At 72.6% G+C, this 23651-nt stretch carries 24 protein-coding genes; 10 read left to right on the top strand and 14 right to left on the bottom strand.

Annotated features, from left to right (window positions below; genetic code table 11):
• Positions 1-228 precede the first annotated feature (228 nt).
• The gene (locus ACFYOY_RS39150) at positions 229-912 is read right to left on the bottom strand and encodes a pyridoxamine 5'-phosphate oxidase family protein (protein WP_351904054.1); all 684 of its coding nucleotides are present in this window, start codon (positions 910-912) and stop codon (positions 229-231) included.
• A gap of 718 nt (positions 913-1630) precedes the next feature.
• Here ACFYOY_RS39150 and ACFYOY_RS39145 point away from each other — a divergent pair.
• Positions 1631-2503 carry a potassium channel family protein gene (locus tag ACFYOY_RS39145; RefSeq protein ID WP_351904057.1) on the top strand — a complete coding sequence of 291 codons (873 nt, stop codon included), beginning with the start codon at positions 1631-1633 and terminating at the stop codon, positions 2501-2503.
• A gap of 302 nt (positions 2504-2805) precedes the next feature.
• Here ACFYOY_RS39145 and ACFYOY_RS39140 read toward each other — a convergent pair whose 3' ends face one another.
• Positions 2806-3675, bottom strand: a complete 870-nt coding sequence (locus ACFYOY_RS39140) for a universal stress protein (RefSeq protein WP_351904060.1) — start codon at positions 3673-3675, stop codon at positions 2806-2808.
• A 171-nt stretch (positions 3676-3846) separates the two neighbouring features.
• Complete coding sequence (locus tag ACFYOY_RS39135) at positions 3847-4686, bottom strand: CBS domain-containing protein (RefSeq protein WP_388592406.1); 840 nt, start codon at positions 4684-4686, stop codon at positions 3847-3849.
• A gap of 167 nt (positions 4687-4853) precedes the next feature.
• Here ACFYOY_RS39135 and ACFYOY_RS39130 point away from each other — a divergent pair, with 167 nt between their 5' ends.
• Genes ACFYOY_RS39130 through ACFYOY_RS39090 form a run of 9 tightly spaced genes read left to right on the top strand, consistent with a single transcriptional unit; the run spans position 4854 to position 12724 of the window.
• The gene (locus ACFYOY_RS39130) at positions 4854-5348 is read left to right on the top strand and encodes a hypothetical protein (protein ID WP_351904066.1); all 495 of its coding nucleotides are present in this window, start codon (positions 4854-4856) and stop codon (positions 5346-5348) included.
• Entirely contained in the window at positions 5348-6274 is a 927-nt protein-coding gene (locus ACFYOY_RS39125; RefSeq protein ID WP_388592404.1) for a V-type ATPase subunit, read from the top strand. The genes ACFYOY_RS39130 and ACFYOY_RS39125 overlap by 1 nt, the downstream gene beginning before the upstream one ends.
• Before the next feature lie 4 nt (positions 6275-6278).
• Positions 6279-7721, top strand: coding sequence for a V-type ATPase 116kDa subunit family protein (locus ACFYOY_RS39120; RefSeq protein ID WP_351904072.1), 1443 nt, complete (start codon positions 6279-6281; stop codon positions 7719-7721).
• Complete coding sequence (locus ACFYOY_RS39115) at positions 7718-8137, top strand: ATP synthase subunit C (protein ID WP_388592401.1); 420 nt, start codon at positions 7718-7720, stop codon at positions 8135-8137. Before ACFYOY_RS39120 ends, ACFYOY_RS39115 begins: the two co-directional genes overlap by 4 nt.
• Before the next feature lie 38 nt (positions 8138-8175).
• Positions 8176-8361 (top strand): hypothetical protein, encoded by a 186-nt coding sequence (locus ACFYOY_RS39110; protein ID WP_351904078.1) that lies wholly within the window; start codon positions 8176-8178, stop codon positions 8359-8361.
• Positions 8358-8882 (top strand): hypothetical protein, encoded by a 525-nt coding sequence (locus tag ACFYOY_RS39105; RefSeq protein ID WP_351904081.1) that lies wholly within the window; start codon positions 8358-8360, stop codon positions 8880-8882. Before ACFYOY_RS39110 ends, ACFYOY_RS39105 begins: the two co-directional genes overlap by 4 nt.
• Entirely contained in the window at positions 8879-10648 is a 1770-nt protein-coding gene (locus ACFYOY_RS39100) for a V-type ATP synthase subunit A (protein WP_351904084.1), read from the top strand. The genes ACFYOY_RS39105 and ACFYOY_RS39100 overlap by 4 nt, the downstream gene beginning before the upstream one ends.
• 46 nt (positions 10649-10694) lie before the next feature.
• Entirely contained in the window at positions 10695-12110 is a 1416-nt protein-coding gene (locus tag ACFYOY_RS39095) for a V-type ATP synthase subunit B (protein ID WP_351904087.1), read from the top strand.
• Positions 12107-12724, top strand: a complete 618-nt coding sequence (locus tag ACFYOY_RS39090) for a V-type ATP synthase subunit D (RefSeq protein WP_351904090.1) — start codon at positions 12107-12109, stop codon at positions 12722-12724. The genes ACFYOY_RS39095 and ACFYOY_RS39090 overlap by 4 nt, the downstream gene beginning before the upstream one ends.
• 15 nt (positions 12725-12739) lie before the next feature.
• Here ACFYOY_RS39090 and ACFYOY_RS39085 read toward each other — a convergent pair whose 3' ends face one another.
• The 11 genes from ACFYOY_RS39085 to ACFYOY_RS39035 all read right to left on the bottom strand — a co-directional run bounded on the left by ACFYOY_RS39085 (position 12740) and on the right by ACFYOY_RS39035 (position 23639).
• Positions 12740-13018, bottom strand: coding sequence for a universal stress protein (locus ACFYOY_RS39085; RefSeq protein WP_388592397.1), 279 nt, complete (start codon positions 13016-13018; stop codon positions 12740-12742).
• Between the two features lie 291 nt (positions 13019-13309).
• Positions 13310-14299, bottom strand: a complete 990-nt coding sequence (gene hypE / locus ACFYOY_RS39080) for a hydrogenase expression/formation protein HypE (protein ID WP_351904114.1) — start codon at positions 14297-14299, stop codon at positions 13310-13312.
• Between the two features lie 55 nt (positions 14300-14354).
• Entirely contained in the window at positions 14355-15476 is a 1122-nt protein-coding gene (gene hypD, locus ACFYOY_RS39075; RefSeq protein ID WP_351904096.1) for a hydrogenase formation protein HypD, read from the bottom strand.
• Entirely contained in the window at positions 15473-15772 is a 300-nt protein-coding gene (locus tag ACFYOY_RS39070; protein ID WP_388592393.1) for a HypC/HybG/HupF family hydrogenase formation chaperone, read from the bottom strand. The genes hypD and ACFYOY_RS39070 overlap by 4 nt, the downstream gene beginning before the upstream one ends.
• Positions 15773-15790: 18 nt before the next feature.
• Complete coding sequence (hypF, locus tag ACFYOY_RS39065; protein ID WP_388592439.1) at positions 15791-18022, bottom strand: carbamoyltransferase HypF; 2232 nt, start codon at positions 18020-18022, stop codon at positions 15791-15793.
• Between the two features lie 493 nt (positions 18023-18515).
• On the bottom strand, positions 18516-19025 hold the full coding sequence (locus ACFYOY_RS39060; protein ID WP_388592391.1) for a hydrogenase maturation protease: 510 nt from the start codon (positions 19023-19025) through the stop codon (positions 18516-18518).
• Positions 19022-20383, bottom strand: coding sequence for a nickel-dependent hydrogenase large subunit (locus ACFYOY_RS39055; protein ID WP_351903519.1), 1362 nt, complete (start codon positions 20381-20383; stop codon positions 19022-19024). Before ACFYOY_RS39055 ends, ACFYOY_RS39060 begins: the two co-directional genes overlap by 4 nt.
• A complete protein-coding gene (locus ACFYOY_RS39050; protein WP_388592386.1) occupies positions 20380-21222 on the bottom strand; it encodes an oxidoreductase in 843 nt (280 codons plus the stop codon). Before ACFYOY_RS39050 ends, ACFYOY_RS39055 begins: the two co-directional genes overlap by 4 nt.
• 1 nt (position 21223) lies before the next feature.
• On the bottom strand, positions 21224-22036 hold the full coding sequence (locus ACFYOY_RS39045) for an FAD/NAD(P)-binding protein (RefSeq protein ID WP_351903513.1): 813 nt from the start codon (positions 22034-22036) through the stop codon (positions 21224-21226).
• Positions 22033-22488: a cyclic nucleotide-binding domain-containing protein gene (locus tag ACFYOY_RS39040; RefSeq protein ID WP_351903510.1), complete on the bottom strand. Its 456-nt coding sequence runs from the start codon at positions 22486-22488 to the stop codon at positions 22033-22035. The genes ACFYOY_RS39045 and ACFYOY_RS39040 overlap by 4 nt, the downstream gene beginning before the upstream one ends.
• Positions 22488-23639 (bottom strand): 4Fe-4S dicluster domain-containing protein, encoded by a 1152-nt coding sequence (locus ACFYOY_RS39035; RefSeq protein WP_388592382.1) that lies wholly within the window; start codon positions 23637-23639, stop codon positions 22488-22490. Before ACFYOY_RS39035 ends, ACFYOY_RS39040 begins: the two co-directional genes overlap by 1 nt.
• Between the last annotated feature and the right edge of the window lie 12 nt (positions 23640-23651).

Here is a 23651-nt window from a genome sequence, read left to right as displayed (position 1 = left end):
CGAACCGCCTCGGGCCGGTCGGCACTCCGGTGCATCAGTGCGGCGGCGTGGTTGGGCACAAAGGTCCACGATGTGCGGGGTCTCGGACACGAGGTCCCCTTCCGTGTCGGCTTCGCCCGGCGTACCGGTCGCCTCCTCCCCTCCAGTGTCCGGCAGGGGCATCCGACGCTCACCGGGAGCTGCGGTCCTCGGGCGCGGAGCTCGCGGCCCGGCCGGTACGGCGATTGGTCAGTCCACCTGGATCCGGCGGCCGGTGACGCTCGTGGGCTCGATGCGAAGCCACAGGTCACGGCTACCGCCGGGCCATGGGGTGGTGAACGCCTTGTCGGCCAGTTCACGTGCCGCCGCCGGCTCGGTGACCTGCCGGGCGCGTCCGACGACGAGGACGCTCCAGCCCTGGCTGAGTGCCTCGTCGATATGGTCCACCTCGAAGGCGACATCGGTGCCGGCGGCTGCCACTGGTGAGGCGTCGGGCGCGGTCCGGAAAACGACGGCGTCGTCGATGACGCTGTAGTTGACCGGGATGATGGCCGGTCCCCGGGAGGTCGACACCGAGATCCTGCCCACGCCGTGCGTCGCGAGTCGGGCCCGGCATTCCGTGGGGTCCAGCTCCATCAGATGGGGGTGGTGGCCTGCCCGGCCGAGGCCGGGCGGCAGATCGGTGCCGCCGCCATGCAGTTCGGCCGTGGTGGTCTCCAAGGCTGCGGCGAGCCTGAGGAGGGAGCCGGCGCTCGGATCGGCGGGATACTCCTCCAGATAGCGCACGTAGCCCGGCGAGCTACCCGCCCGGACAGCCACCTCCTCTCGCGAGAGCCCGAGCTGCGCGCGCCGCAGCGCGATGCGCCGCCCGAGGTCGCCTCCGCCGCCGATCGGCTGCTTGGCCGCCGGACTGGAGCGTGATGGTTCGGACACCGGGGATCACATCCCTTCGGTCATCGATGTCCTGTTCTGGTCCCCCGCGAGCGGCCTTGAGCGCCCCGGTGTCGATGCCCCGGATGCCGCGCACCCGGTCCCACCTCGAACACCTCGGCCATGTCCTCGTGGCCTCATGACCCCATCGAATCATCGCTGTGGCACCACCGCGACAAGGCAGACGACGTGGCAGACCACGGCCCACAAGCCTCAGCGCTGCCCCTGCCGCGGCACCCACCAGCCGTAGGGACGGGCTGTCCGACACAGTCTCCTGGAACACCCGCGCCTCCGGGGACTTCTCCCGCCATGGCACCAGCACCTCGCCCAGCGTCCGCGCCTCCTTCCTCGCGTCGCTCAAGCCCACGACCACCTCCAGGGCGCCGCCGAATGGCGAGGCCCTGGCCGGCGTGCACGCCCCACAGCGCCGCACCGAGCCGTGCGGTGGCCTCGAAGGCGGACTCCGACACCTCGCCGTACGCCCCCCGCATTGGGTACGCCCACCGCCACATCGCCGTCCCGGGCGTCGGCACTCGAGTCGGTTGCAGTGCGCCCGGCCGCGCGGCAACCGGAGGGCGCAGCTCTCGCCGGCCTCGCCGGCGCCGGCCTTCGGCTCGCAGCCACTGCCCGGCGAGCCTGCCTTCCCCGGTGGTCGCCGAGACGTAGGGTCAGGTCAGGCCGCCCTCGGGCAACGTACCGAACAGCGCCGTGGGAGACGCGCATGGAGTGGTTGGTCTCGCTGACCGGGGCCGGGCTGGTCATGGCCGCACTGCGAGATCTGTTCCATACACTCTGGCACCCGACTCGTCGGGGAGGCTTGAGCCGCCTGATCATGTCGGCATTGTGGAGCGCGTCCCAGCGTGTCCCCGCCCGCAAGCGAGTGGCAGGGCTCGTCGGACCGCTGGCCATGGTCACGGTGGTCGTGATGTGGGCCTGCACCATCATCCTCGGATGGGCCATCATCTACTGGCCCCACATGCCGGAAGCGTTCTCCTTCGGAAGCGGCCTGAAAGCTGCCCAGCATGCGGACCTGCTGGACGCCCTCTACGTCTCACTCGTCACGATCGCCACCCTCGGGCTCGGCGACATCGTGCCGACCGAGGACTGGCTGCGCATCGCAGCGCCGTTGGAAGCCCTCCTCGGCTTCGCCCTGCTGACGGCCACGGTCACCTGGGTGCTCGAGATCTACCCGGCACTCGCTCGGAGGAGGGTCCTGGCGATCCGCCTGGCGCTGCTGCGCCAGGCGGACCCTTCGGCTCACCAGCTGGATGGCGCTCTGGGGGCCTCGCTGCTGGAGAGTTTGGCCACCGAAGTGGTGCGCGTCCGTGTCGACTTCACCCAGTACGCCGAGGCGTACTACTTCCACGACGGTGAAAACCACGCGCCCATGGCCTCCAGCGTCGGCTATGCCGCTGAGCTCGCCCAGCGCGGGCAGGCGGCAGCTCGTCCCGATGTGCGTCTGGCGGCGACCATACTCGCCGGTGCTCTGGAGGCCCTTGCCACGGTCCTCGACGAGCAGTTCCTCCATACCGGCGGAACACCGGCGGCGGTCTTCGCCGCGTACGAAGCCGACCACGGCCGCAACCTGTCCTGACGTCTTGTGGCCGCTACCGCGTGCTCACCCACGGCGGCTCCAGGATCCGCGACAGCGACGACGCCGCATGAACCTCTTCGTGACAGCGCCGCCCCGCACCGTGGGAGCAACCACGGTGGACCCGCGCGCCCGCAGGACGGCGAGCGGTGGACTGGGCCGTGGATGAGGCGGCGCACCATGGACTGCCGCGGCGCCTGATCTACGCCTCCCGGTCGCCGTCGTCCCGCAGCGGTGATGAGCCCCTGGCGGCGCCCGGCGGGCAGACCGTCCCCGGTGTGTCCGGGTCCGCCACACATCCGGTGTCAGTCGTGGGGGACGACCGCGATCGGACACGCCGCATGGTGGAGCAGGGCGTGCGCCACATGGCCGAGGAGCGGGCCGACGGCGGGCCGGTGGGTGTGCCGGCCGACGACTACGAGTCCCGCCCCTGCGGCCGATGTCAACAGCGTCTCCGCGGCGTTGCCCATCTCGACGTGCTCGGTCACCGGCACCTCCGGGTACTTCTCCCGCCACAGCAGGACCGCTTCCGCCAGCCGTTTCCGCTCGCCGGGCTCGATGCCACCGGCCTCGTCGAGGGCCCGCAGATACGCCGGGCCGTACTCGAACACCGGCGGCAGCGCCCAGGCCCGCACGGCGCGAACTCCTCCGCCTCGTGCGGCGGCCGTGGCGAACGCGAACTCGATCGGCGCGGCCGACTCAGGCGGGTCCTGGATGCCCACCACCACATCTCCCCCGGCGGCCCCAGGCCCCTCGCCGCTCCTGTGCCGCACCAGCACGACCGGGCGGGTGGCCCGGCCGAGCACCTGCAGCCCGATCGAGCCGAGCAGAAACCCGGCCACGGCGCCACGGCCCCGTGAGCCCAGCACCAGCATCTCCGAGTCCGCGCCGTGGGCCACCAGAGCCGGGACGGCGGTCTCCGACGCCAGCTCGGTGGAGACCGACACGTCCGGGTAGCGGGCGGCGAGATCGGCTTCCGCATCGTCCAGGACCTTGCGTGCCCACTCCTTGCGGACCTCGGGAGCCTGAGCGGTCCGCGCCGTCTGCGGCGGCAGCATCCAGGCGTGCACCAGACGCAACGGCGTATGACGCCACTGAGCCTCCCGCGCCGCCCAGTCGGCGGCGTCCAGGCTCTCGGGCGATCCGTCCAGACCTACGGTGATGGGACGAGCCATAGGACCTCCTCGGTGTCCGCCGCGGTGCGCGGCTGCTGCGGCTTCCCCCGTTCGGATCTCGTGGAGCCGGACACGCCCGACGATCCCGGCCGTCCGGACCTTCCCGCCGAGGGACGCCCAGGTGATGGCGTTCCGATGACACCTTCGCGTCGGCGGTTCGCGTGGGCCGGGTCAGGTGACCCCCGTGAGGTGATCAACCACATCGTCGACGTCCTCGATCGTCCGGATCGCCTCGAGCAGTCCGGGGGCGAGCGCCACGTCCACCCTGCCCTCCACGGTCACGACGCCGCCCTCCACCGTCACCTCGATGGCGTCCGGGTCGAGACGGTATTCCTCGCGGAGAACGCGGGACTCGATCTCCTGGCGAATGTCGGTGTCGTCACGGACGAGCGACCGCAGCAGATCCGCCCGGCTCACCACGCCGACGAGTCGGTCGCGATAGTCGGTGACGGGCAGTCGCTTGAGGCGGGAACGCGCGGCGGTCCAGGCCGCGTCGGCCACCGTGTCCGCCGGATGGACCGTGACGGCGGGGTAGGTCATGAGGGTGGCCGCCGTCTCGCCACGGCTCTTCTCGTAGAGGCGGTGCTCCTTGAGCTTGCCGAGCGGGCCCGGTCGGCGGGTGATGGCCATAACGGCGGCCTTGGCCAGCAGATCGGACTCGGACACCATCCCGACGACGTGCTCTTCGGCATCGACCACCGGCACCGCACTCAGATGTTGGCGCGCGAGCGTACGGGCGACATCGAGGAAGGGCATATCGCCCGGCACCGATACCGCGGGCGCCCTCATCACATCGCCCACCTGCGTTGCGGTGGGAGCCCGGCGGCCGGTGTGAGAGGACGCGGCCCTCTCCGCCGGTGCCTGTTCTTCCGCGATCGACGATGCGGTGGCCACGGCACCGAGGTAACGCCTCAGCGTGTCCTCACGCCGCTCCGCCTCCGGTGTCCAGTGGCGGCCGGGGACGCCGAGGCGGGCTTCCTTCCCCGCCGCATGACGTTCGAATTCGCTCACGGCAACCTCCCCACGAGCGCGGCCGGTCACCTATGCCGCCAGTGTCGCACCGATCAGGCGGTCACGCCGCCGGGTCGCGCGGCGCCACGGGCGGGCCCGTTCGGCGCGACAGGTACGCACCGCGTACGGACACTTGGGTCAGGGGCCTGACCGTGAGGAGGGCGGCGGTGGCCGGATTCCGGGATTTCCTGCTGCGGTTTCGCACGGCCGGCTCTCCGGGCCAGGCAGCCCCCGGAGGTGTGCCCGCGGACCGCGCCAGGGAGCTCACCGCGGAGCTGGAGCCACCGCTGTCCTTGCTGGAAGAGGCCGAGGCGGAAGCGCGCGGCATCAGGGACGGGGCAGCCCGCACGGCGGCGGCGAAGCGCCGCGAGGCCGAGCGGCAGGCCGAGGAGATCGTGGAGCAGGCGTCCGCGCGGGCTCGGGACCTACGGGTGCAGAGCGCGGCCCGGGTGCGCCGTGAGGCCGAGGCCGAGGCGGCGGAGCTGCTCGCCGCGGCGGAGCGGGAGGTGTCCGCGGTGCGCTCTCGTGCCGAGGCCCGTATGCCCGTTCTCCTGGACCGGGTGGCACAGCTCGTGGCCGAGGACATCGGGCTGTCGCGGGTGCCGGGCGCCGGGGATCCTACGGCGGGGCAGCTCGAGGAGCCACGGGAGAGGGGCCCGTGATGGGCGCCGGCTGGGTGGCCGGGGTCACCCGCGCCAGGGCCATGCTCTCCCGTGCCCTCGGGAGGGAGAAGGCCGCGGAGGTGGCTTCGGCTCCGGGCCTCGATGACGCCGTGCGCTGTCTGAGCGCCACGGCGTACGGCCATGATCTGCTTCCCGGGGCCTCGCTCGCCGATGCCCAGCAGGCGGTCGGAGCGACCCTCCTGTGGCATCTGCGGGTGCTGGCCGGCTGGCAGCCGCCGAGGGGCGCGAACGCCCTCCGCCTGCTCGCCTCCGGCTTCGAGATCGCCAATACCCGGGACCATCTGCGTGCGCTGACGGGCAGCGGAGCGCCCCGGGCACCGTATCGCCTGGGTACGCTGGCCACCGCCTGGCCCCGGCTGGCCCGGACCCGTTCCCCCCAGGAGCTGCGAGCCGCGCTGGCCGCGTCCGCCTGGGGCGACCCGGGAGCCGGGTCCCCGGCGGCGGTGGCCACCGGTATGCGGGTTTCCGCCACCGTGCGCACGGCGGCGGCCCTGCCGGAGGCCGTGCGCTGGGCGGCGGGCCGACTGGCGCTGCTGGTCGGCCGTGAAGTGTTCGTCGCCCACCACCCGATGACGCCGGCGTCCGCGCGACGGGCGGGGCGGCTGCTCGGCACCGCGGCCGTGACGGCGACGTCGTATCCGGACTTCCGGCAGCGCCTGCCGGCCACCGCACGCTGGGCTGTGAACGGCGTCGAGAGCGCGGGCGACCTATGGCAGGCGGAGACTCGGTGGTGGGACCGGGTCGAAGAGGACGGACGGGAGTTGCTGCACGGCGCCCGGCTGGGCTCCGCACCGGTGGTGGGCGCGGTCGCCGTGCTCTCCACCGACGCCTGGCGGGTGCGCGGCGCGCTGGAACTGGCCGCGCGGGGCGGGGGACGGCTGGAGGTCATGGATGTTCGGGCTTGAGGCGATGACTCCGGTTCGCATGCGGCGGGTGGCGATCGTCGCGCCACGGGAGGGGTTGCGGGGCGCGCTGGTGCGTGTCGCCTCGGCCGGGTGCGTGGAGATCGACCGCGTCGATGACGGTGGATCGAGCGGGCCGTCGGCCGCCCCGGGGTCGGCCTCCCGCCGGCTGCGGAGTACGCGCGTCGAGCCGCGGCGCGCCGCCCTCAGCGTCGGCCCGCCCGATCTCGACTCGCTGGAGCGTGCGGGGCGTACGGATCTGCTGGCGGGCGAGGCGCAGTTGGAGGAACACCTCGGCAGCGCCGTGCCGCACGGCGCCGTCGCGGCGCTCGCCGGCTGGTGTCCCGCCGCGGACGTCCCGGCGACCGCTGAACGCCTCGCCCGGGCGGGGGCGGCGCTGGTGCCCCTGCGTGCGCCGCGCGGAGCCGCTCCGCCGACGCTGCTCCGGAGTACCGGGGCGGTACGGCGCTCGTTCGCACCACTGGTGCGCACCTACGGCACGGTGCCCTACGCGGATCTGGACCCGACGATGCCCGCGGGCGTCGTCTACGTGGTGATGTTCGGGGTCATGTTCGGTGACGCCGGGCACGGGGCGCTGTTGCTTCTCGCCGGGCTCCTGCTGCGCTTCGGCCGCCCCCGCCGGGCCCGGGCGCTGCGTCCGCTGTGGCCCTTCATCACCGGAGCCGGGCTGGCCAGTGCCCTGGCCGGTGTGGCGTACGGGGAGTTCTTCGGACCCACCGGGGTGCTGCCGGTGCTCTGGCTGAATCCACTTCAGGAGCCGATGCGGCTGCTCATCGCCGCCGTCGGACTCGGCGTCGTGCTGCTCGCCCTGGCCTACGGGGTGGGCATCGTCAACCGCTGGCGGGAAGGCGGGCCGGCAGGTGCCCTGTACACGCTCTCCGGTATCGCCGGGGCGGCGCTCTACCTCGGGCTCCTCGTCGTGGGCGGCGCGGCCTGGCTGCACCGCGCGGAATTGGCCTTCACAGGCGTGGCGATCGCGAGCGCGGGTCTCGTCCTGGCGGGCACCGGTCTGTTCGCCGTGACCGGCGGCGGTCCGGGAGGCGTCGTCCAGGTCGGCATCCAGCTTTTCGACGGGGTGCTGCGCATCGGGTCTAACGTCGTCTCCTTCGCGCGGCTCGCGGCGTTCGGCCTCACGCATGCGGCGCTCGGCGCGATCGTGTGGCAGGGCGCCACGGCGCTGGCGGGCCTGGGCGCGGCGGCACTGCCCGCGGCCGTGGTGCTCTTCGTCGTCGGCAATGCGCTCGCCTTCGCGCTGGAGGCGCTGGTCGCCGGGGTACAGGCGCTGCGGCTGGAGTTCTACGAGCTGTTCTCGCGCGTTTTCGAGGCCCAAGGCCGCCCTTTCCGCCCCTGGCGGCTGCCCGTACTGGACGGCGACGGATCCGAGGCCGCCCCGCCGCGAGGGGACGCGCCGGGCAAGGAGACCACATGATCGTCTGGCTCATCGTTCTGCCCCTCGTCGCCGTGGTCCTGGCGGTCGGCCGAAGACTGTTGCTGCGTTCCCGGCACACCACCCTGCGTTGGGTCCTCGCCACCAACTTCCTGATGTTCACGGGTGCGGTGGCGCTCCTCACAGTGGCACTCGACCACCACCCCGCACAGGCGGCCGCGCCGGCCGCGGCGGCGGCGCAGGGCTCCGGCTCCGCCGCCCTGATCGGCGCCGCGATCTCGGTGGCCGGGGCGTCCATCGGTGCCGCGATCGCCGTGGCCTACACCGGGGCCGCCGCCGTGGCCGCGATCAGCGAACGCCCGGAGCTGTTCGGCCGGGCGATGGTGATCGTCGGGCTGGCCGAGGGCATCGCCATCTACGGCCTGGTCGTGGCGATCATCTTGATCGGAAAATCCTGATCATGGGGCGGGTGGCGGCTGTCGGGGAGCGGACACGAGTGGCCGGACTCCTCCTGGCGGGGGTCACCGTGGTGGCCGCCGAGGAACCGGACGCGGTCCGCGAGGCGTGGCGCGGCCTGCCCCCCGAGACCGCACTGGTCATCCTCACTCCCGCCGCGGCGGACGCGCTCGGCCCGGGCCCCGTGGGGGGTACCCGGCCGCTCACGGTGGTGATGCCGTCATGAAGCCGACTTCCGACGAGGCGGTGACCGCACTCGCGCCGGTGCGCGCCGCGTTGCTGCGCACGGCCCGCGGCGAGGCCCAGGGGCTGCTCGAACGGGCGGACCGGGAGGCCGCGGCACTGATCGGCGAGGCGAGGGCCAGGGCGCGCTCGCTTTTCGAGGAGGCTTCGCGGCAGGGCGAGCAGGACGGCGCGGCCGCCGCCCGCACCGTACGGGCGGGCGCCCGCCGGACGGCCAGGGCCCGTACACTCGCCGTCCGGCGGGAGGCGTACGAAGAGCTGCGCCGCCGGGCTTTCGCGCGTGGCCGTGAGCTACGGGACGCCGCGACGTATCCGGCCGTCCGGGACCGGCTGCGACGGCGGGCGTTGCGGTTGCTGGGCCCTGATGCCGAGGTCACCGAGGCCCCGGATGGAGGGGTGGTGGGCCGGGTCGCGGGTCGGCGCGCCGAGTGCACTCTGGACAGTCTCACCGCACGCGCGCTGGACCGGCTCGGGGCGGAGGTGGAGACGCTGTGGTCGCCGTGAGCGGATCCGCGGAGGCGTCCGGGCGGCTCGGCCACGGGGCCGACCGGGGACGCTCCTGCCGCATTCTGCGCATCGCGGGGCCACTGGTCGAGATGGAGTACGTGGGCGACACCGCGATGTACGACCTGGTGTCCCTCGGTGAGACCGGGATCCCCGGCGAGGTGGTGGCGATCAGCGGCGGCGTGGTGACCGCACAGTCCTACGAGTACACCGGCGGGCTGGCCCCGGGCGACGTGGCGCGGCCACAGGGTGCCCCGTTGTCCGCGTCGCTCGGCCCCGGGCTGCTCGGTGGCGTGTTCGACGGCCTGCTGCGACCGCTGTCCGGCAGCGGGGACTGGCTCTCGCCGGGGACCGCCCGGGGCGTGGCCGAGGAGGGCGCCTGGCCCTTCGCACCGGCGGTGAGCGAGGGGGACCGCGTCCACGAGGGCGGAGAGCTGGGGCGGATCCAGGACGGGGGGCCGGTCCCGCTGCGAGTCCTGGTGCCTCCGGGGGCCGGTGGCGTGGTGGAGCGCGTCGCCGCCGAGGGGAGATACCGCCAGGAGTCGGTGGTGGCCGTCGTGAGCGGAACGGAGGTACGGATCGGCACCACGTGGCCGGTCCGCCGTCCGCGCCCGGTGCGTGAGCGCGGTGGCGAGCGGGAGGCGCTGGGCACCGGGCAGCGCGTGATCGACCTGCTCTTTCCCGTCGCGCGGGGCAGCACGGTGGCCGTCCCGGGCGGCTTCGGCACCGGAAAGACCATGCTGCTGCAGCAGATCGCCAAATGGTGCGACGCCGATGTGATCGTCTACGTCGGCTGCGGGGAGCGCGGCAATGAGATGGCGGATGTCATCGCCGAGCTATCCGCCCTGGAGGACCCGCGCAGCGGGGGACGGCTGGCCGACCGCACGGTGACCATCGCCAACACCTCCAACATGCCGATGATGGCCCGCGAAGCCAGCATCTACACGGGGGCCACGGTCGCCGAGTACTTCCGCGACATGGACCTCGATGTGGTCGTCATCGCCGATTCCACCTCACGGTGGGCCGAGGCGCTGCGCGAGTTCGCCTCCCGTACCGGGGCGCTGCCCGCCGAAGAGGGCTATCCAGCGGGCCTGGCGTCGGCGATCGCGGCGTTCTACGAGCGTGCGGGAGCCGTGACGACGCTGAGTGGCGGCCGGGGATCGGTCACCGTGATCGGGGCGGTCTCGCCGCCCGGCGGCGACCTGACCGAGCCGGTCACCGCGCACACCGAACGCTTCGTGCGCTGCCTGTGGTCGCTGGACCGCGACCTGGCCTACGCCCGCCACTACCCGGCGCTGTCCTGGGCGGGTTCGTTCTCCCGGGACGCGGCGGCGCTCGCCGCCCGGCACGCGGCGGCGGGCGACCCCGCCTGGTCCGCCCGGCGTGGCCGGATCGCCTCGGTGCTCGCGGAGGCCGACCGGCTGGCCGACCTGGTCGACCTGATCGGCATCACGGCTCTGCCCGACCAGGAGCGGGTCAGTGTCCTGGCCGGGCGGCTGGTGCGCGAGGGTGTGCTGCGGCAGAGCGCGCTGTCCGCCCACGACGCGTACTGCGGCCCGGACAAGGCCGCGGCGCTGGCCGAGGCCGTGCTCGCGGTCGTCGACCGCTGCCGGGAACTGGTCGCCTCGGGACTGCCCGCGGCCACCGTCGAGACGGTGGACTTCGGGCCGGTGCTCCGGGCCGGGGAGGAGGTGGGGCCGCACGACGCCGAAGGGGTGAGGGCACGGCGGGAGGCCATGCTCGCCCGCCTCGGGGAGCTCCAGTGACCGGCTGTCTCCCTCCGGCCCACGGCAGGTTGGGAAGTGAGCGATCGTGACCGGCTGGAGTGAGGTCGAGTACACGGCCGTGCGGGAGCTGCGCGGCCCGCTCGCCATCGTGGAGGGGGTCTCCGGAGTGGGATGGGACGAGTTCGTGACGATCACCCTCGACTCGGGCGAGCGGCGCTACGGCTTGGTGCTGGAGGTGGACCGCGAACTCGCCGTGGTGCAGGTGCTGGAGGACACCTCCGGAATGGATCCGGAGGGTGTGCGGGTGTCCTTCGCCGGGGAGCCGCTGCGCATTCCGGTCGGGCCGGGCTGGCTGGGCCGGGTGTGCAACGGCCGGGGCGAGCCCGTCGACGGTGGTCCACCGGTCTTTTGTGAGAGCAGCGCGGCGGTGGGCGGCACCCCGATCAATCCGGTGCGGCGGGAGCCCCCGTCGGATCCGGTCCTCACCGGTATCGGCGCCGTCGACGCGCTGACGACGCTGGTGCGCGGGCAGAAGCTGCCGGTGTTCTCCGTGGCCGGGCTCCCCCATCTGGAGCTGGCCGCCCAGATCGCCGCGCAATCCACCGTCGGTGGCGAGGCATTCAGCGTGGTCTTCGCCGGCATGGGGTTGACCCACCCGGATGCGCGTTTCATCCGGGACGTTCTGGAGGAGCGCTCCGCCGCGGGGGAGCTCGTGCTTCTGCTCAACACCGCCGATGATCCTGTGATCGAGCGGATCCTGACCCCGCGGGTCGCGCTGACCGTGGCCGAACACCTCGCCTTCTCCGGCGGCCGGCATGTGCTGGTGGTGATGACCGACATGACGGCTTACGCCGAGGCGCTGCGAGAGGTCTCCGCCGCCCGGGGCGAGATCCCGGCCCGCCGCGCCTACCCCGGCTACCTCTACAGCGACCTGGCCTCGCTCTACGAGCGCTGCGGGCGGATCCGCGGCCGGAGTGGATCGGTCACCGTGCTGCCCGTCCTCACCATGCCCGCGGGCGACATCACCCATCCGGTCCCCGACCTGACCGGCTATATCACCGAAGGCCAGATCGTGCTCTCCCGCCGGACGCATGCCCTGGGCGTGTATCCGCCGGTGGATGCCCTGTCCTCGCTGTCCCGGCTCATGCGCAAGGGCGCCGGGCCCGGGCGGACCCGGCCCGATCACCTCGATCTCGCCGCCCAGACACTGGCCGCCCTGTCCCGGGCACGGCAGGTCCGGGAATTGTCGGACCTCGTCGGGCAGGCGGCTCTGAGCCCGACCGACCGCCGCTACCTCGCCTTCGACGAGGCCTTCCTGCACCACTTCGTGGACCAGCCACGCGACGAGGCACGCTCCTTGGACCGGACGCTGGACACCGCCTGGCAGGTGCTGCTAACCCTCCCCCGCAGCCAGCTCGCCATGCTTCCCCCCGCGCTGCTCGACGCACACGGCGCGCGGGAGGAAACGGCCGAGGGCGAGGAGCGGGAGTCGGGGATATGAGCGCCGCGTCCGCCACCCCGCCATCGCGCGCGGCCCGTCTGCGGCTGCGGCACAGCCTGGACGTCGCCCTGCGGGGAGCCGACCTCCTCGAACAGAAGCTCCGCATCCTGCGAACGCGGCACGAGGCTGTGCTGCGGGCCGAGGAGGCCGGTGAGCGCGCCTGGCAGGACGCCGTCCGGGAAGCCGAGACCTGGCTATTGCGGGGGCTTCTCCAAGGGGGCGAGCACGCCTTGGAAACGGCGGCGGACGGAGTCGGCCCCCCGGAGGTCGACTGGCGCGAGGAGACCACGATGGGAGTGCGCCATCCCTCGCACGTCTCGTGCCGGGTCCCCGGCCGCTCCGCCGACGCCGCCACTCCCGGTAGCACCGCTTTGATGCACGCCGAAACCGCCTGGCGGGAAGCGCTGCGGGCAGGCGCGGAGTACGCGGTCGCGCGGGCGGCCGCCGGGATCGTCGGGGCTGAGGTGGCACGCACCCGCCAGCGGGTACGCGCACTGCGGCGCCATTGGATCCCCCGGCTGGAGGAGTCGCTCGCCCGGATCAACCTGGCTCTCGAGGAGAGCGAACACGAGGACGCCGTACGCCGTCGCTGGGCCGCGGACAGGCGGGGGTGATCGGCTCCACCACGGTCATTCGTGAGGCACCACGGCGACCGGGCAAGGCGCGTGGTGCACCGCGGCCTGTGCCACAGGGCCGAGGCGGGGGCCCAGGGCAGGTGGGCGCTTCCGCCCTCCGGCCATCAGCAGATCGCGGTCGGCCGCCGCCCGTACGACGGCCATGGCCGGGCTCTCGAGCCGGACCTCGTCCCTGACGTCCATCCGGGGCAGCTTCTCCCGCCACGAACGCAGCACCTCATCCAGTTCCCGGCGCGCGCCGACCGCGATGTCCTCGGGTATGCCCGCTTCCACGTTCCACGGGGCGTACGCCCGGTCGGGCAGCTTCCTCCCGTGACGGCAAGCAGTGGCACGACCCGGGTGAAGGCAGTGACGCAGGCGCATTCCGGGAGGTTGTCCTGGGGACCGTGCAGGCTCAGACCGACGGCCACCGGCCGCAACCGTTCCCCGGCCCCCCGGTCCGCTTCCCGGTCCGTGCGGACCAGGACCACCGGCCGCTCGGCTCGTGCGACGACGTACGCGCTGGTCTCGCCGACGGTGGCCGATGGGGGTCGACACCCATCGGGAGCTGCGTCCCCCACTGGCTCAGCAGATTCGGGGCAGTTGCTCACCAAGCGGGAGGTCCACGATCCGGGTGCCGCCGAGACCGGTACGGGCCACGACCATCCCCGGATGTTCGGCCACGCACTCGCCGATGACGGCTGCCTCTCGTCCATTGGGGTGCGCGCGCATCGCGTCCAGGACCGCTTCGGCATGTCGCCGGGGCACAAATGCCACCAGACGGCCCTCATTGGCCACGTACATCGGGTCCAGACCGAGGAGAGTACAGGCGGTCGCCACCGCGTCCGGGACGGGCACCGCTGCCTCGTCCAGGACCACGCCGGTGTCCGAGGCCGCCGTGATCTCGTTGAGCGCGGCGGCCAGGCCGCCTCTCGTCGGGTCGCGCAGGACGTGGATCTCGGGGGTGACGGCGAGCATCGCCTGGACCAGTCCGGCCAGGGGCGCCGTGTCACTGGCCACCTCGGTGCCGAACGTCAGTCCTTCGCGGACGCTGAGGATGGCGATGCCGTGCTGACCGATCGGGCCGCTGACGATCACCACGTCGCCCGGCCGGGCGCGCTGCGGACGGATGTCCACGCCGTCGGGGACCAGCCCGATCCCCGCCGTGTTCACGTACACACCGTCGCCGTGTCCGGAGTCGACCACCTTGGTGTCGCCGGTGACGATGGTGACGCCCGCCGTACGGGCGGCCGCGCCGAGCGCCTGCGCGATGCGGCCGACGGTGTTCAGCTCCGTACCCTCCTCCAGGATGAACGCGCAGGACAGGTAGGCGGGAACGGCGCCACTCATGGCGAGGTCGTTCACGGTGCCGTTGACGGCGAGATCCCCGATGGAGCCGCCGGGGAAGAACAACGGGCGGACGACGTAGGAGTCGGTCGAGAAGGCCAACCGGGCGCCGCCGAGCGTGACGGTGGCCGAGTCGGTCAGTCCTCCCGGCGCCCCGTCGCCGTAGGCCGGGAGGAAGAGGTGCCGGATCAGCTCCGCGGACAGCGCTCCCCCGCCACCATGGCCCATGACCACCAGCGGGTGGTCGCGCAGCGGCAGCGGACAGGACCACCCGGTGGTCGTGTCAGTCAACGGACGTCGTCTCCTTTGTGCGGGGCGTGGCCAGGCGGCGGTACAGGTAGTAGGCGGCGCACGCGCCCTCGCTGGAGACCATGGTGGCGCCGAGGGGTGTGCGCGGAGTGCAGGTGGTGCCGAAGGCCGCGCACTCGTACGGCTTGACCAGGCCCTGGAGCACCTCACCGCTGCGGCACACGGCGGACTCGTCGGCGACCAGGCCGGTGATGTCGAACCGGTGCTCGGCGTCGTAGTCGCGGTAGGCGTCCGACAGCCGCCAGCCGCTGTCCGCGATGGTGCCGATACCCCGCCACGCACGGTCGGTGGTGGTGAACACCTCCCGCAGCACGTCCAGCGCGACCGGGTTGCCCTGCGAACGCACGGCGCGCGGATAGGCGTTCTCGACGTGGTGTTCGCCCCGTTCGAGCTGGCGGACCGCCCTGCGGATGCCTTCCAGGATGTCCAGCGGTTCGAAACCGGTGACCACGATGGGCACCCGGTAGGTGTCGGCGAGGTCTGGATACTCGCTGATTCCCATCACGCTGCACACATGCCCGGCGGCGAGGAACGCCTGCACCCGGCAGTCCGGCGACCGCATGATCGCCTCGATGGCCGGTGGCACCCGAACATGCGAGACCAGCAGGCTGAAGTTGTCAACACCGAGCCGTTTGGCCTGATGGGCCGTCATGGCGATGGCGGGCGCTGTGGTCTCGAAGCCGACGCCGAAGAACACCACCTGCCGGTCCGGGGTCTGCTGGGCGATCCGCAGCGCGTCCAGCGGTGAGTAGACGACCCGGATGTCGCCACCCTCGCTCTTGACGCGGAACAGGTCCCGGTCGGTCCCCGGCACCCGGAGCATGTCACCGAACGAGCAGAAGACCACGTCCGGGCGGGAGGCGATCTCCAGCGCTTTGTCGATCACTTCCAGCGGAGTGACGCAGACGGGACACCCCGGCCCGTGGATCAACTCAATCTCCACGGGCAGCAGTTGGTCGATGCCGTGCCGGATGATCGAGTGGGTCTGACCGCCGCAGATCTCCATCATCGCCCACGGGCGGGTGACGGTCCGGGCGATGTCGTCCAGGAGTCGTCGGGCCAGCTTCGGATCCTGGAACTCGTCGATGTACTTCACCGGTTCTCCTCCTCGGGCGGGCTTTCCGCCTCGGCCGCCGCTCGTGCCCAGGCGTCGCCGAACTCCTCCTCCAGTGCGCCGATCTCCTCGAAGAGCCGGAGGGTGGCCAGGGCCGACTCTTCGTCGAGCCGCTGGATCGCGAAGCCCACGTGCACGATCGCGTAGTCGCCCACTTCGATCTCCGGCAGATAGGCCAGACAGACGTCCTTGACCACCCCACCGAAGTCGACCCGCGCCATCGGCGTGCCGTCCCGTTCCTCAACGCCGACCACGCGGCCGGGTACCGCCAGGCACATGTACTCCTCCTCTGTCCCTCAGATGTCGGTGACACGGGCGGCGACCACTGCCTGTCCCAGGGCCAGGCCGCCGTCGCCGGGCGGGACCACCGTGTGCCCGAGGACGGTGAGTCCGTCCTCGGCCAGCCCGGCGGTGCACATCCCGTCCAGGAGGGCGTTGGCGAACACCCCGCCGGTGAGGACGACCGTCCGCACTCCCGTGCTCCGAGATGCCTTCCGGCAGGCCGTGCGGACCGCACCGGCGACCGCCAGATGGAAACGGGCAGCGATCAGCGGGGCCCCTGCACCCGCGCGCAGATCGGCCACGATCGCCATCAGCAGCGGCGCGGGCTCACCGAGTTCGAAGGCGTAGCCCTCCCGTACCCGGCCGGCGGTCACCGCCGCGGCCTCCAGCTCCACGGCGGCCTGGGCCTCGTAGCCCGCCCGATGGCAGATGCCCACCAGCGAGGACACGGCATCGAACAGCCGCCCCACGCTGGACGTCGGCGCGCAGCCGAGGCCGCGTGCCAGCTGGGTGTCCAGCAGGCGCAGTTCCTCCGGCGGGCAGGCGGTCGTGCACGGCAGGTCGGACGACCAGGCGATTCCGGCAGCGCGCAGGTGCGAGAGGGCCATCCGGTACGGATTGCGCACCCCGGCGTCACCGCCGGGCAGGGGGACGTACGCCAGATGCGCCAGGCGGCGGTAGCCCGCGTAGTCGGCCAGCAGCACCTCGCCGCCCCAGGCGGCGCCGTCGTCGCCGTAGCCGGTGCCGTCGAAGGCGACACCGATGACCGGCTCGTCCAGCCCGTGCTCCGCCATGGCGGAGGCGATGTGGGCGTGGTGGTGCTGGACCAGGGTGAGCGGCCGGCCATCGCGGCGCGCCCATCGCGTGGAACGATAGCCGGGGTGGCAGTCGGCGGCGACGCGGACCGGCTCGACGCCGGTGAGCGCCCGCAGATGGCTCTCGGCGCGTTCGAAAGTCCGCTGGGTGGCCGGGCCGTCCATGTCCCCGATGTGGGCGGACAGCCAGGCGGAGTCGCCCTCTGCCAGGCACAGAGTGCTCTTCAGATCGCCACCGACCGCGAGGACCGGCCGGACCGCCACCGGAAGGCGGATGCGCGCCGGGGCGAAGCCGCGCGAGCGGCGGATCGGCAGGGGCGAACCGTCCGCGCGGACCCGGACCACCGAGTCGTCGCAGGCCACCGCGATGGGCCGGTCATGCCAAAGCCAGGCGTCGGCCAGCCCGTCCAGGCGGAGCATCGCCTCCCGGTCATCGGTGACCAGCGGCTCACCGGAGATGTTCCCGCTGGTCACGACCAGTACGCCGGGGCCCGGTGGATCGCCCGGAAGGCCGAACAGCAGCCGGTGCACAGGGGTGTAGGGCAGCATGACCCCGATGTCCGGGCTGCCCGGACAGACCTGCGGTGCGAGCGGGAACGGGTCTCGGCGGCGCAGCAACACAATGGGACGGGACCGCCCCATCAGGACACGGCGCTCCCCCGGGCCCAGGTGGCCGAGCCGGACGGCGGTGCCAGGATCGGGCGTCATGACGGCAAACGGCTTGTCACCACGGGCCTTGCGACGCCGAAGTTCGCCCACGGCCGTCGGAGCGGTGGCGTCGCAGACCAGGTGATACCCCCCGATGCCCTTGACCGCGAGGATCGCTCCGGCTGCCAGCATGCGCCGTGCCTCGGCCAACGCGGCCCTGCCGTCCCGGCGTAGGGCGCCGGTGAGTCTCAGTCGTGGCCCACAGGCCCAGCAGGCGACCGGCTGGGCGTGGAACCGCCGGTCGGAGGGGTCCTTGTATTCCGCCGCGCAGTGCGGGCACATCGGGAATGACGCCATGGTGGTCGTGGCCCGGTCATAGGGCGTCGCGGTGGTGATGGTGAAGCGTGGGCCGCAGTCGGTGCAGGTGATGAACGGGTGTCGGTGGCGGCGGTCCGCCGGATCGGCCAGCTCCGTCAGGCAGGCTTCGCAGGTGGCGGCGTCGGGTGGGACCAGAGTGCGGCCGTGGCCCATCGTGGAGGGCAGGATCGCGAACCCTGGGGCCCCGGCCGGGGGCAGCTCGGTTGTGGACACCGAGACGATGTCCGTCAGCGGGGGTGCGTCCGCCGTCAGCCGGTGGCAGAAGGCGGCCACCGCGTCGGGGCGGCCCTCGATCTCGATCCGGGCTCCCGTCGGATCGTTGGCCACCTGCCCGGCCAAGCCCAGCTCGGTGGCCAAGGCATGGACGAACGGACGGAATCCGACACCCTGCACCACGCCGCCGATCTCCACCAGGCGTCGGATCGGCCGGTGTGGGCCATCCGTCGTGGGGGGGGGGGGGGGGGGGGGGCGGGGGGCGCCCCCCACGATTTTTTTGTTGGGGGGGGGGGCCGCGGGGGGGGGTGGGGTTTGTTTTTGGGGGGCGGGGGGGGGGGCCCCCCCCCCCCCCCCCCCCCCCCCCCGGCGCGCCCCCCCCCCCCCCCCCCCCCCCCCCCCCCCCCCCGGGGGGGGGGGGCGGGGGGGGCCCCCCCCGGGGGCCCCCCCCCCCCCGCCCCCCCCCCCCCCCACGACGAATGGTTGTTCCATGGGCACGGCGCTTCCGTCCGGTGTGGTCATGAGTCTGTGCGGGGTTCCCGGTCCCGGCCGTGCACGAAGTCCGTCCGCCCAGGCCGTCCGTCATGTTAGGAACCGGACCGGCCACTGTGGGAAACCACGCCCGCGCGGCGGCCCACGGCACCCCGAACGGCTTAGGCGGCGACGAAGGTTGTGGGCGGCGGGACTATGCGGTTCCCCGGTCATCGGTCAGCGCGCTCGCGTGCCGAAGCCGGTCGTGCGCCTCGTCGATGGCCTTGGCCACGTGGCGGATCATCTCGGGAAGCGCGTCGGCCACCCCGGTGCTGAGCCCCCGCCCGAGGCCGAAGTCGCTCCCTTCCACCGCGTACACCGTCAGCTCCCGCGGCATCCGGTCGAGCGCGGCGGCCAGGGCGAAGGTCTCGCCGAGCCCGAGGGCGTGGGTACTGGCGGAGCGTACGGCGCATCGCGCGGCCCGCTCCGCCGTCAGGGTGTGCAACCTCCCCGGCTGACCGGGGTGGGCGTGCACCACTTCGACCACGACGACGGCATCCTGACGGCGCCACAGACCGAGCATCCTCCCGGGCTCGCCGTCGCTGTCGGTCAGCACCGTGCCCTCGGGTACTCGGGTGCGCAGGGCCTCAGCGACGAGCGGGCCGACACCGTCGTCCCGGCGGAACGGATTGCCCACGCCGATGACCACCACCCGGCCCGTCATCCGCGCTCCACCGTCAGGTCGAGGAAATGCGCGGAACAGGAGATGCACGGGTCGTGGTTGCGGACGGCCCGCTCGCACAGCGCGGTCAGCTCCTCGTCCCCGGCCGGCTCACCCGGCCCGTTCAGACGGGACTGCACCTGGCGGCGGAGGTCGTACTCGATGGCGGACTGGTTCTGTGCGGTGGGCGGCACAATACGGGCGAGGGTGAGGGTGCCGTCGGCGTCCATGGCGTAGCGATGGTAGAGCAGTCCGCGCGGTGCCTCGGTGGCCGCGCACCCGGTCGCCCGGCGGGCCGGCACCTTGACGTGCGGCCGCGGCGGCGGCTCGTAGGCATCGATGATCCTCAGCGCTTCGGCCACGGCGTGGGTCACCTCGACGGCGCGGACGATGATGCTCCGGAACGGATTGCGGCACACCGCACCGGCGACCGGGTCGCCGAGCCCCGCCTCCCGCGCCGCATCGAGGGCCGAGGGATGGAGCCACTGTCCGCTGACCGCGTACCGGGCCAGTGAGCCGGTCAGGTAGTGGTGGCCGTCCAGTTCGGACACCAGGGCAGTCGAGTACGGCACCTGCCGTTCTGCTACATGGCGCTCGAACTGCTCCACAGGAAAAGCCCGTACCGGGTCGGCACCGGCCGAACTCCTGTCCGCAGACGGGGGCAGGACGGCCGGGGTGCCAGAGTCGATGGCGTACCGGCCGGGGTCGCGCATCGCCAGCAGGGGCCCGTCGTAGGCGGCATCCGGGAAGTCGAAGCCGGCCACCCAGCGCACGGTCTCCAGCGCGTCATCATGGGCCCGGCGCAGCCGCTCGGCCAGCGGGTCGAGTTCGGCCGGGGCGGGCACGCGGTAGAAGCCTCCCACACGGACGTTGACGGGGTGAATGGCGCGTCCGCCGAGCTGCTCCATGATGGCGTTGCCCGTTTGTTTGATCCGCAGGCCGCGTTCTACGGCCGCGCGGTGCACGCGGGCGAGTTCGACCGCGCTGGGGTGGCCGAGGAAGTCGGGGGCGTGCAGCAGATGGATGTGCAGGGACTGGCTCTCGATCCATTCGCCGTAGTAGAGCAGCCGCCGCAGCTCCGCGAGCGGTCCGTCGACCGTCACCCCACAGGCCCGCTCAACAGCCTGACAGGACGTCATCTGGTAGGCGACGGGACAGATCCCGCAGATCCGGGCGGTGATGTCGGGCGGCTCGTGGTGGCCGCGGCCGACCAGGAACGCTTCGAAGAAGCGCGGCGGCTCGTAGATCCGCAGCCGCGCCTCGGCAACGGTCCCGTCGTGCACGGCCAGGTGAAGGGCCGCTTCGCCCTCCACCCGGGCGAGTGCGTCCAGCCGCAGCACACGGGATCCGCGGTGGCTCATCGGCGCTCTTCTTCCGCCGGGGGCTCAGTGGACTCCTGGGCCGCGAGTTCCGGTACGGGGCCGTATTCGGGCGAGGCCGCGTTGAAAGTGCGGAAGACGCGCACGATGTCCCGCTCGGTCATGCCGTCGTGCCGCAACTGGCGCACCATGGACTCCAGATTGGGGTGGGCGACCGGCCCGAAGCAGCCGTAACATCCGCGCCCGTACGCGGGGCAGAGGGCGCCGCACCCGGCGTGGGTGACCGGCCCCAGACAGGGGATGCCCTGGGCGACGGTGATACAGGTCGTGCCGCGCCGCTTGCACTCGAAGCAGACGCTGTGGCCGGAGACATTCGGCTTTCGCCCTGCCAGGAACGCTGTGATCACTTCCAGCAGCTGGCCACGGTCGATCGGGCAACCGCGCAACTCGAAGTCGACCGGCACGTGCGCCGAGATGGGGGTGGAGGTGTCCAGAGTGGCGATGTACTCCGGACTGGCGTAGACCGCTGCCCGGAATTCCTCGACGTCCGCGAAGTTGCGCAGCGCCTGGACGCCCCCGGCGGTGGCACAGGCCCCGATGGTGACCAGGCGGCGGGAGATCCGCCGGATGTGGTGGATGCGCCGGACGTCCTCGTCGGTGGTGATGGACCCCTCCACCAGGGACAGGTCGTACGGTCCGGTCCCGGCGAGGGTGGCCGGCTCCCGGAAGTCCTCTGCGCCGGACATCTCCAGGAAGTGTGCGATGCGCACCCGGTCGGTGAGCGGGAGCAGTTCGTCCTCGCAGTCGAGCAGGGTCAGCTGGCAGCCGTCGCACGAGGCGAACTTCCACACGGCGAGGGAGGGGCGGGGATCGCGTTCCATGTCACAGCTCCCTGACGGCGAGCAGGGACCGGGCGCGGTCGTAGCCGACCACCGGGCCGTCCCGGCACAGCAGCAACGGTCCGAGCTGGCAGTGACCGCAGTGGCCGGTGCCGCAGCGCATGTTCCGCTCCAGCGACACCTGGACGCGGTGCGCCGGAAGGCCGCGGGCGAGCAGCGCCCGGGCCGTGTGCCGGATCATCACCTCGGGCCCGCAGACCAGCGCTGCGGTGCGGTCCGGGGCCACTTCGATCCGGTCCAGCAGGGTGGTGACCACGCCCACGCTCCCCCGCCAGCCGGGGACGGGCCGGTCCACGGTGACCTCCACCTGCGCCGAGGTGCGCCGCCAGTGCTCCAGTTCCTCCCGGTAGAGCAGATCCTCGGGGGTGCGGGCCCCGATCAGCACATGAAGGCGGCCGTAGCGTCCGGGGTGATCGAGTACGTGACGCACCGCAGGACGCAGCGGGGCGAGCCCGATGCCGCCCGCGACCACCAGGAGGTCGGATCCGGCCGCCGCGTCGAGATCCCAACCGGTGCCGTAAGGGCCGCGCAGGCCCAGCGCGCTCCCCGTTTGGAGCCGGCACAGCGCTGTGGTGACCGCGCCGACGGCGCGCACCGTGTGCACCAGGCGGTGGCCGTCGCCGATGACGCTGACCGAGATCGGCACCTCACCGACGCCGAAGGCGTACAGCATGGCGAAACGTCCCGGAGAGAAGTCGGGCAGCGCCCGCCCCACGGGTGCCACGTCCAGCGAGACGCAGTCGGCGTTCTCCGCCGAGACGGCGGTCACCCGGTACGACGCAGGCACGGTGGTCACGACGGAACGCTTCCGTGCGGCGTGTACAGGTCGAGCAACCGCAACCGGGTGGCCTGGAGCCGGTCGGCGATCAGCGCCGCGCACCGCAGCATCAGCTCGTATCCGAGTTCCGTATCGGCCATGCACAGCTCACGCACCTCTGCCGCGGGAAACTCCCAGGTCCGCACGGCCCCCAGCGCCCGGGCACCCAGATGCCAGCGGTACGGCGGGAAGATCCAGGACCATCCGAGCTGCTGCCGCGACCCGAGAGTCTCCACCACCTGGGCCCGACGGCCGGGAACATACACATCCAGGGCGACCTCGCCGGAGCGGATCAGCCAGAACCGGTCAGCGACCCCGCCCTCGTCGAACAGGGTGCTGCCCGCGCGGAAGTCACGCTCGTCGGCGAGTGAGAACAATCGTTCCCGCTGGCGTTGCGGGAGGGTGTCCAGCAGCAGTGGCCATGCGGTCATCACAGCTCGTCCTCCGTGCGCCGGGTCCAGTCGTGCAAGGCCGCGGCCTCCTCGGTGATGTCAATGGCGACCGGACACCAGACGATGCACCGCCCGCAGCCCACACACCCCGACGACCCGAACTGGTCGTACCAGGTGCCCAGTTTGTGGGTGAGCCACTGCCGGTACCGGCTGCGCGACGAGGAGCGCACCGGTCCGCCCGGCAGGTATGAGAAGTCCAGGTCGAAGCAGACGTCCCAGACTCGCCAGCGTTCGGCGTGGTCCCCGGTCAAGTCGGTGACGTCCTCGGTGGTGGTGCAGAAGCAGGTGGGGCACACCATGGTGCAGTTGCCGCAGGTCAGACACCGGGAGGCGACGTCGTCCCAGCGGGGTGCCTCCAGCGTCTCCGCCATCAGCCGCTGCAGGTCGGTCTCCGGCATGGTGCGGCCCATCCGCTCGGCGGCGGACGCGACGGCGTCCACGGCGGCCTGGCAGACGGCGTCGGAGGCCGGTTCGCCGGGCAGTTCCGCGAGGACCTCGGCGCCCTCGGGGCTGCCCGCGCGGATCCAGAACCGGTGCCCCTGGCCATCGACCAGTTCGGTCAGCACCAGGTCGTATCCGGGACCGGCGGCGGGCCCGGTACCCATCGAGACACAGAAGCAGGTCCCCCCGGGCTCAGTGCACTCGACCGCCACCAGAAGCGCCCCGGACCGCCTGCCCCGATAGACCGGGTCGGAGTGCGGCCCCGCCGTGAGCACCCGGTCCTGGACGGCGATGGCCCGCAGGTCGCAGGAGCGGACGCCGAGGAACGCGTAGCGGGGAGGCGGGGTGTCGTCCGTCTCGATGACCAGCTCTCCACCCGCCCGCTCAGCCCTCCACTGACGTACCCGTGCGGGGTGCAGGAAGGTCTTCCACGATTGGGGACCCGCTGCGTTGGCGAAAGCCGCGCCATCAGTACGCGACCGCAATCGGTACTGTCCGGCTTCGAGATCGACACCCCATCCGTACGGCAACTGGTCGGCCGCCTCCAGCTCGGCCAGCACGATGGCACCGTCCCGCACCGTGGGGCCGATCACTGTGAATCCGCGCGTCAGCAGTACGTCCACCAGGGCTGCCAGGCCGTCCTTGCCGAGCACGGCTCCGTCGGCCGGGGAGGAACTCGACGTGCTCACCCCGACCCACCC

It is taken from the genome of Streptomyces sp. NPDC007875, from assembly GCF_042868035.1.
Classification (GTDB): Bacteria; Actinomycetota; Actinomycetes; order Streptomycetales; family Streptomycetaceae; genus Streptomyces; species Streptomyces antimycoticus.
The sequence above is the reverse complement of the archived record's forward strand: the minus strand, read 5'-3'. Positions and strand labels throughout refer to the sequence as shown.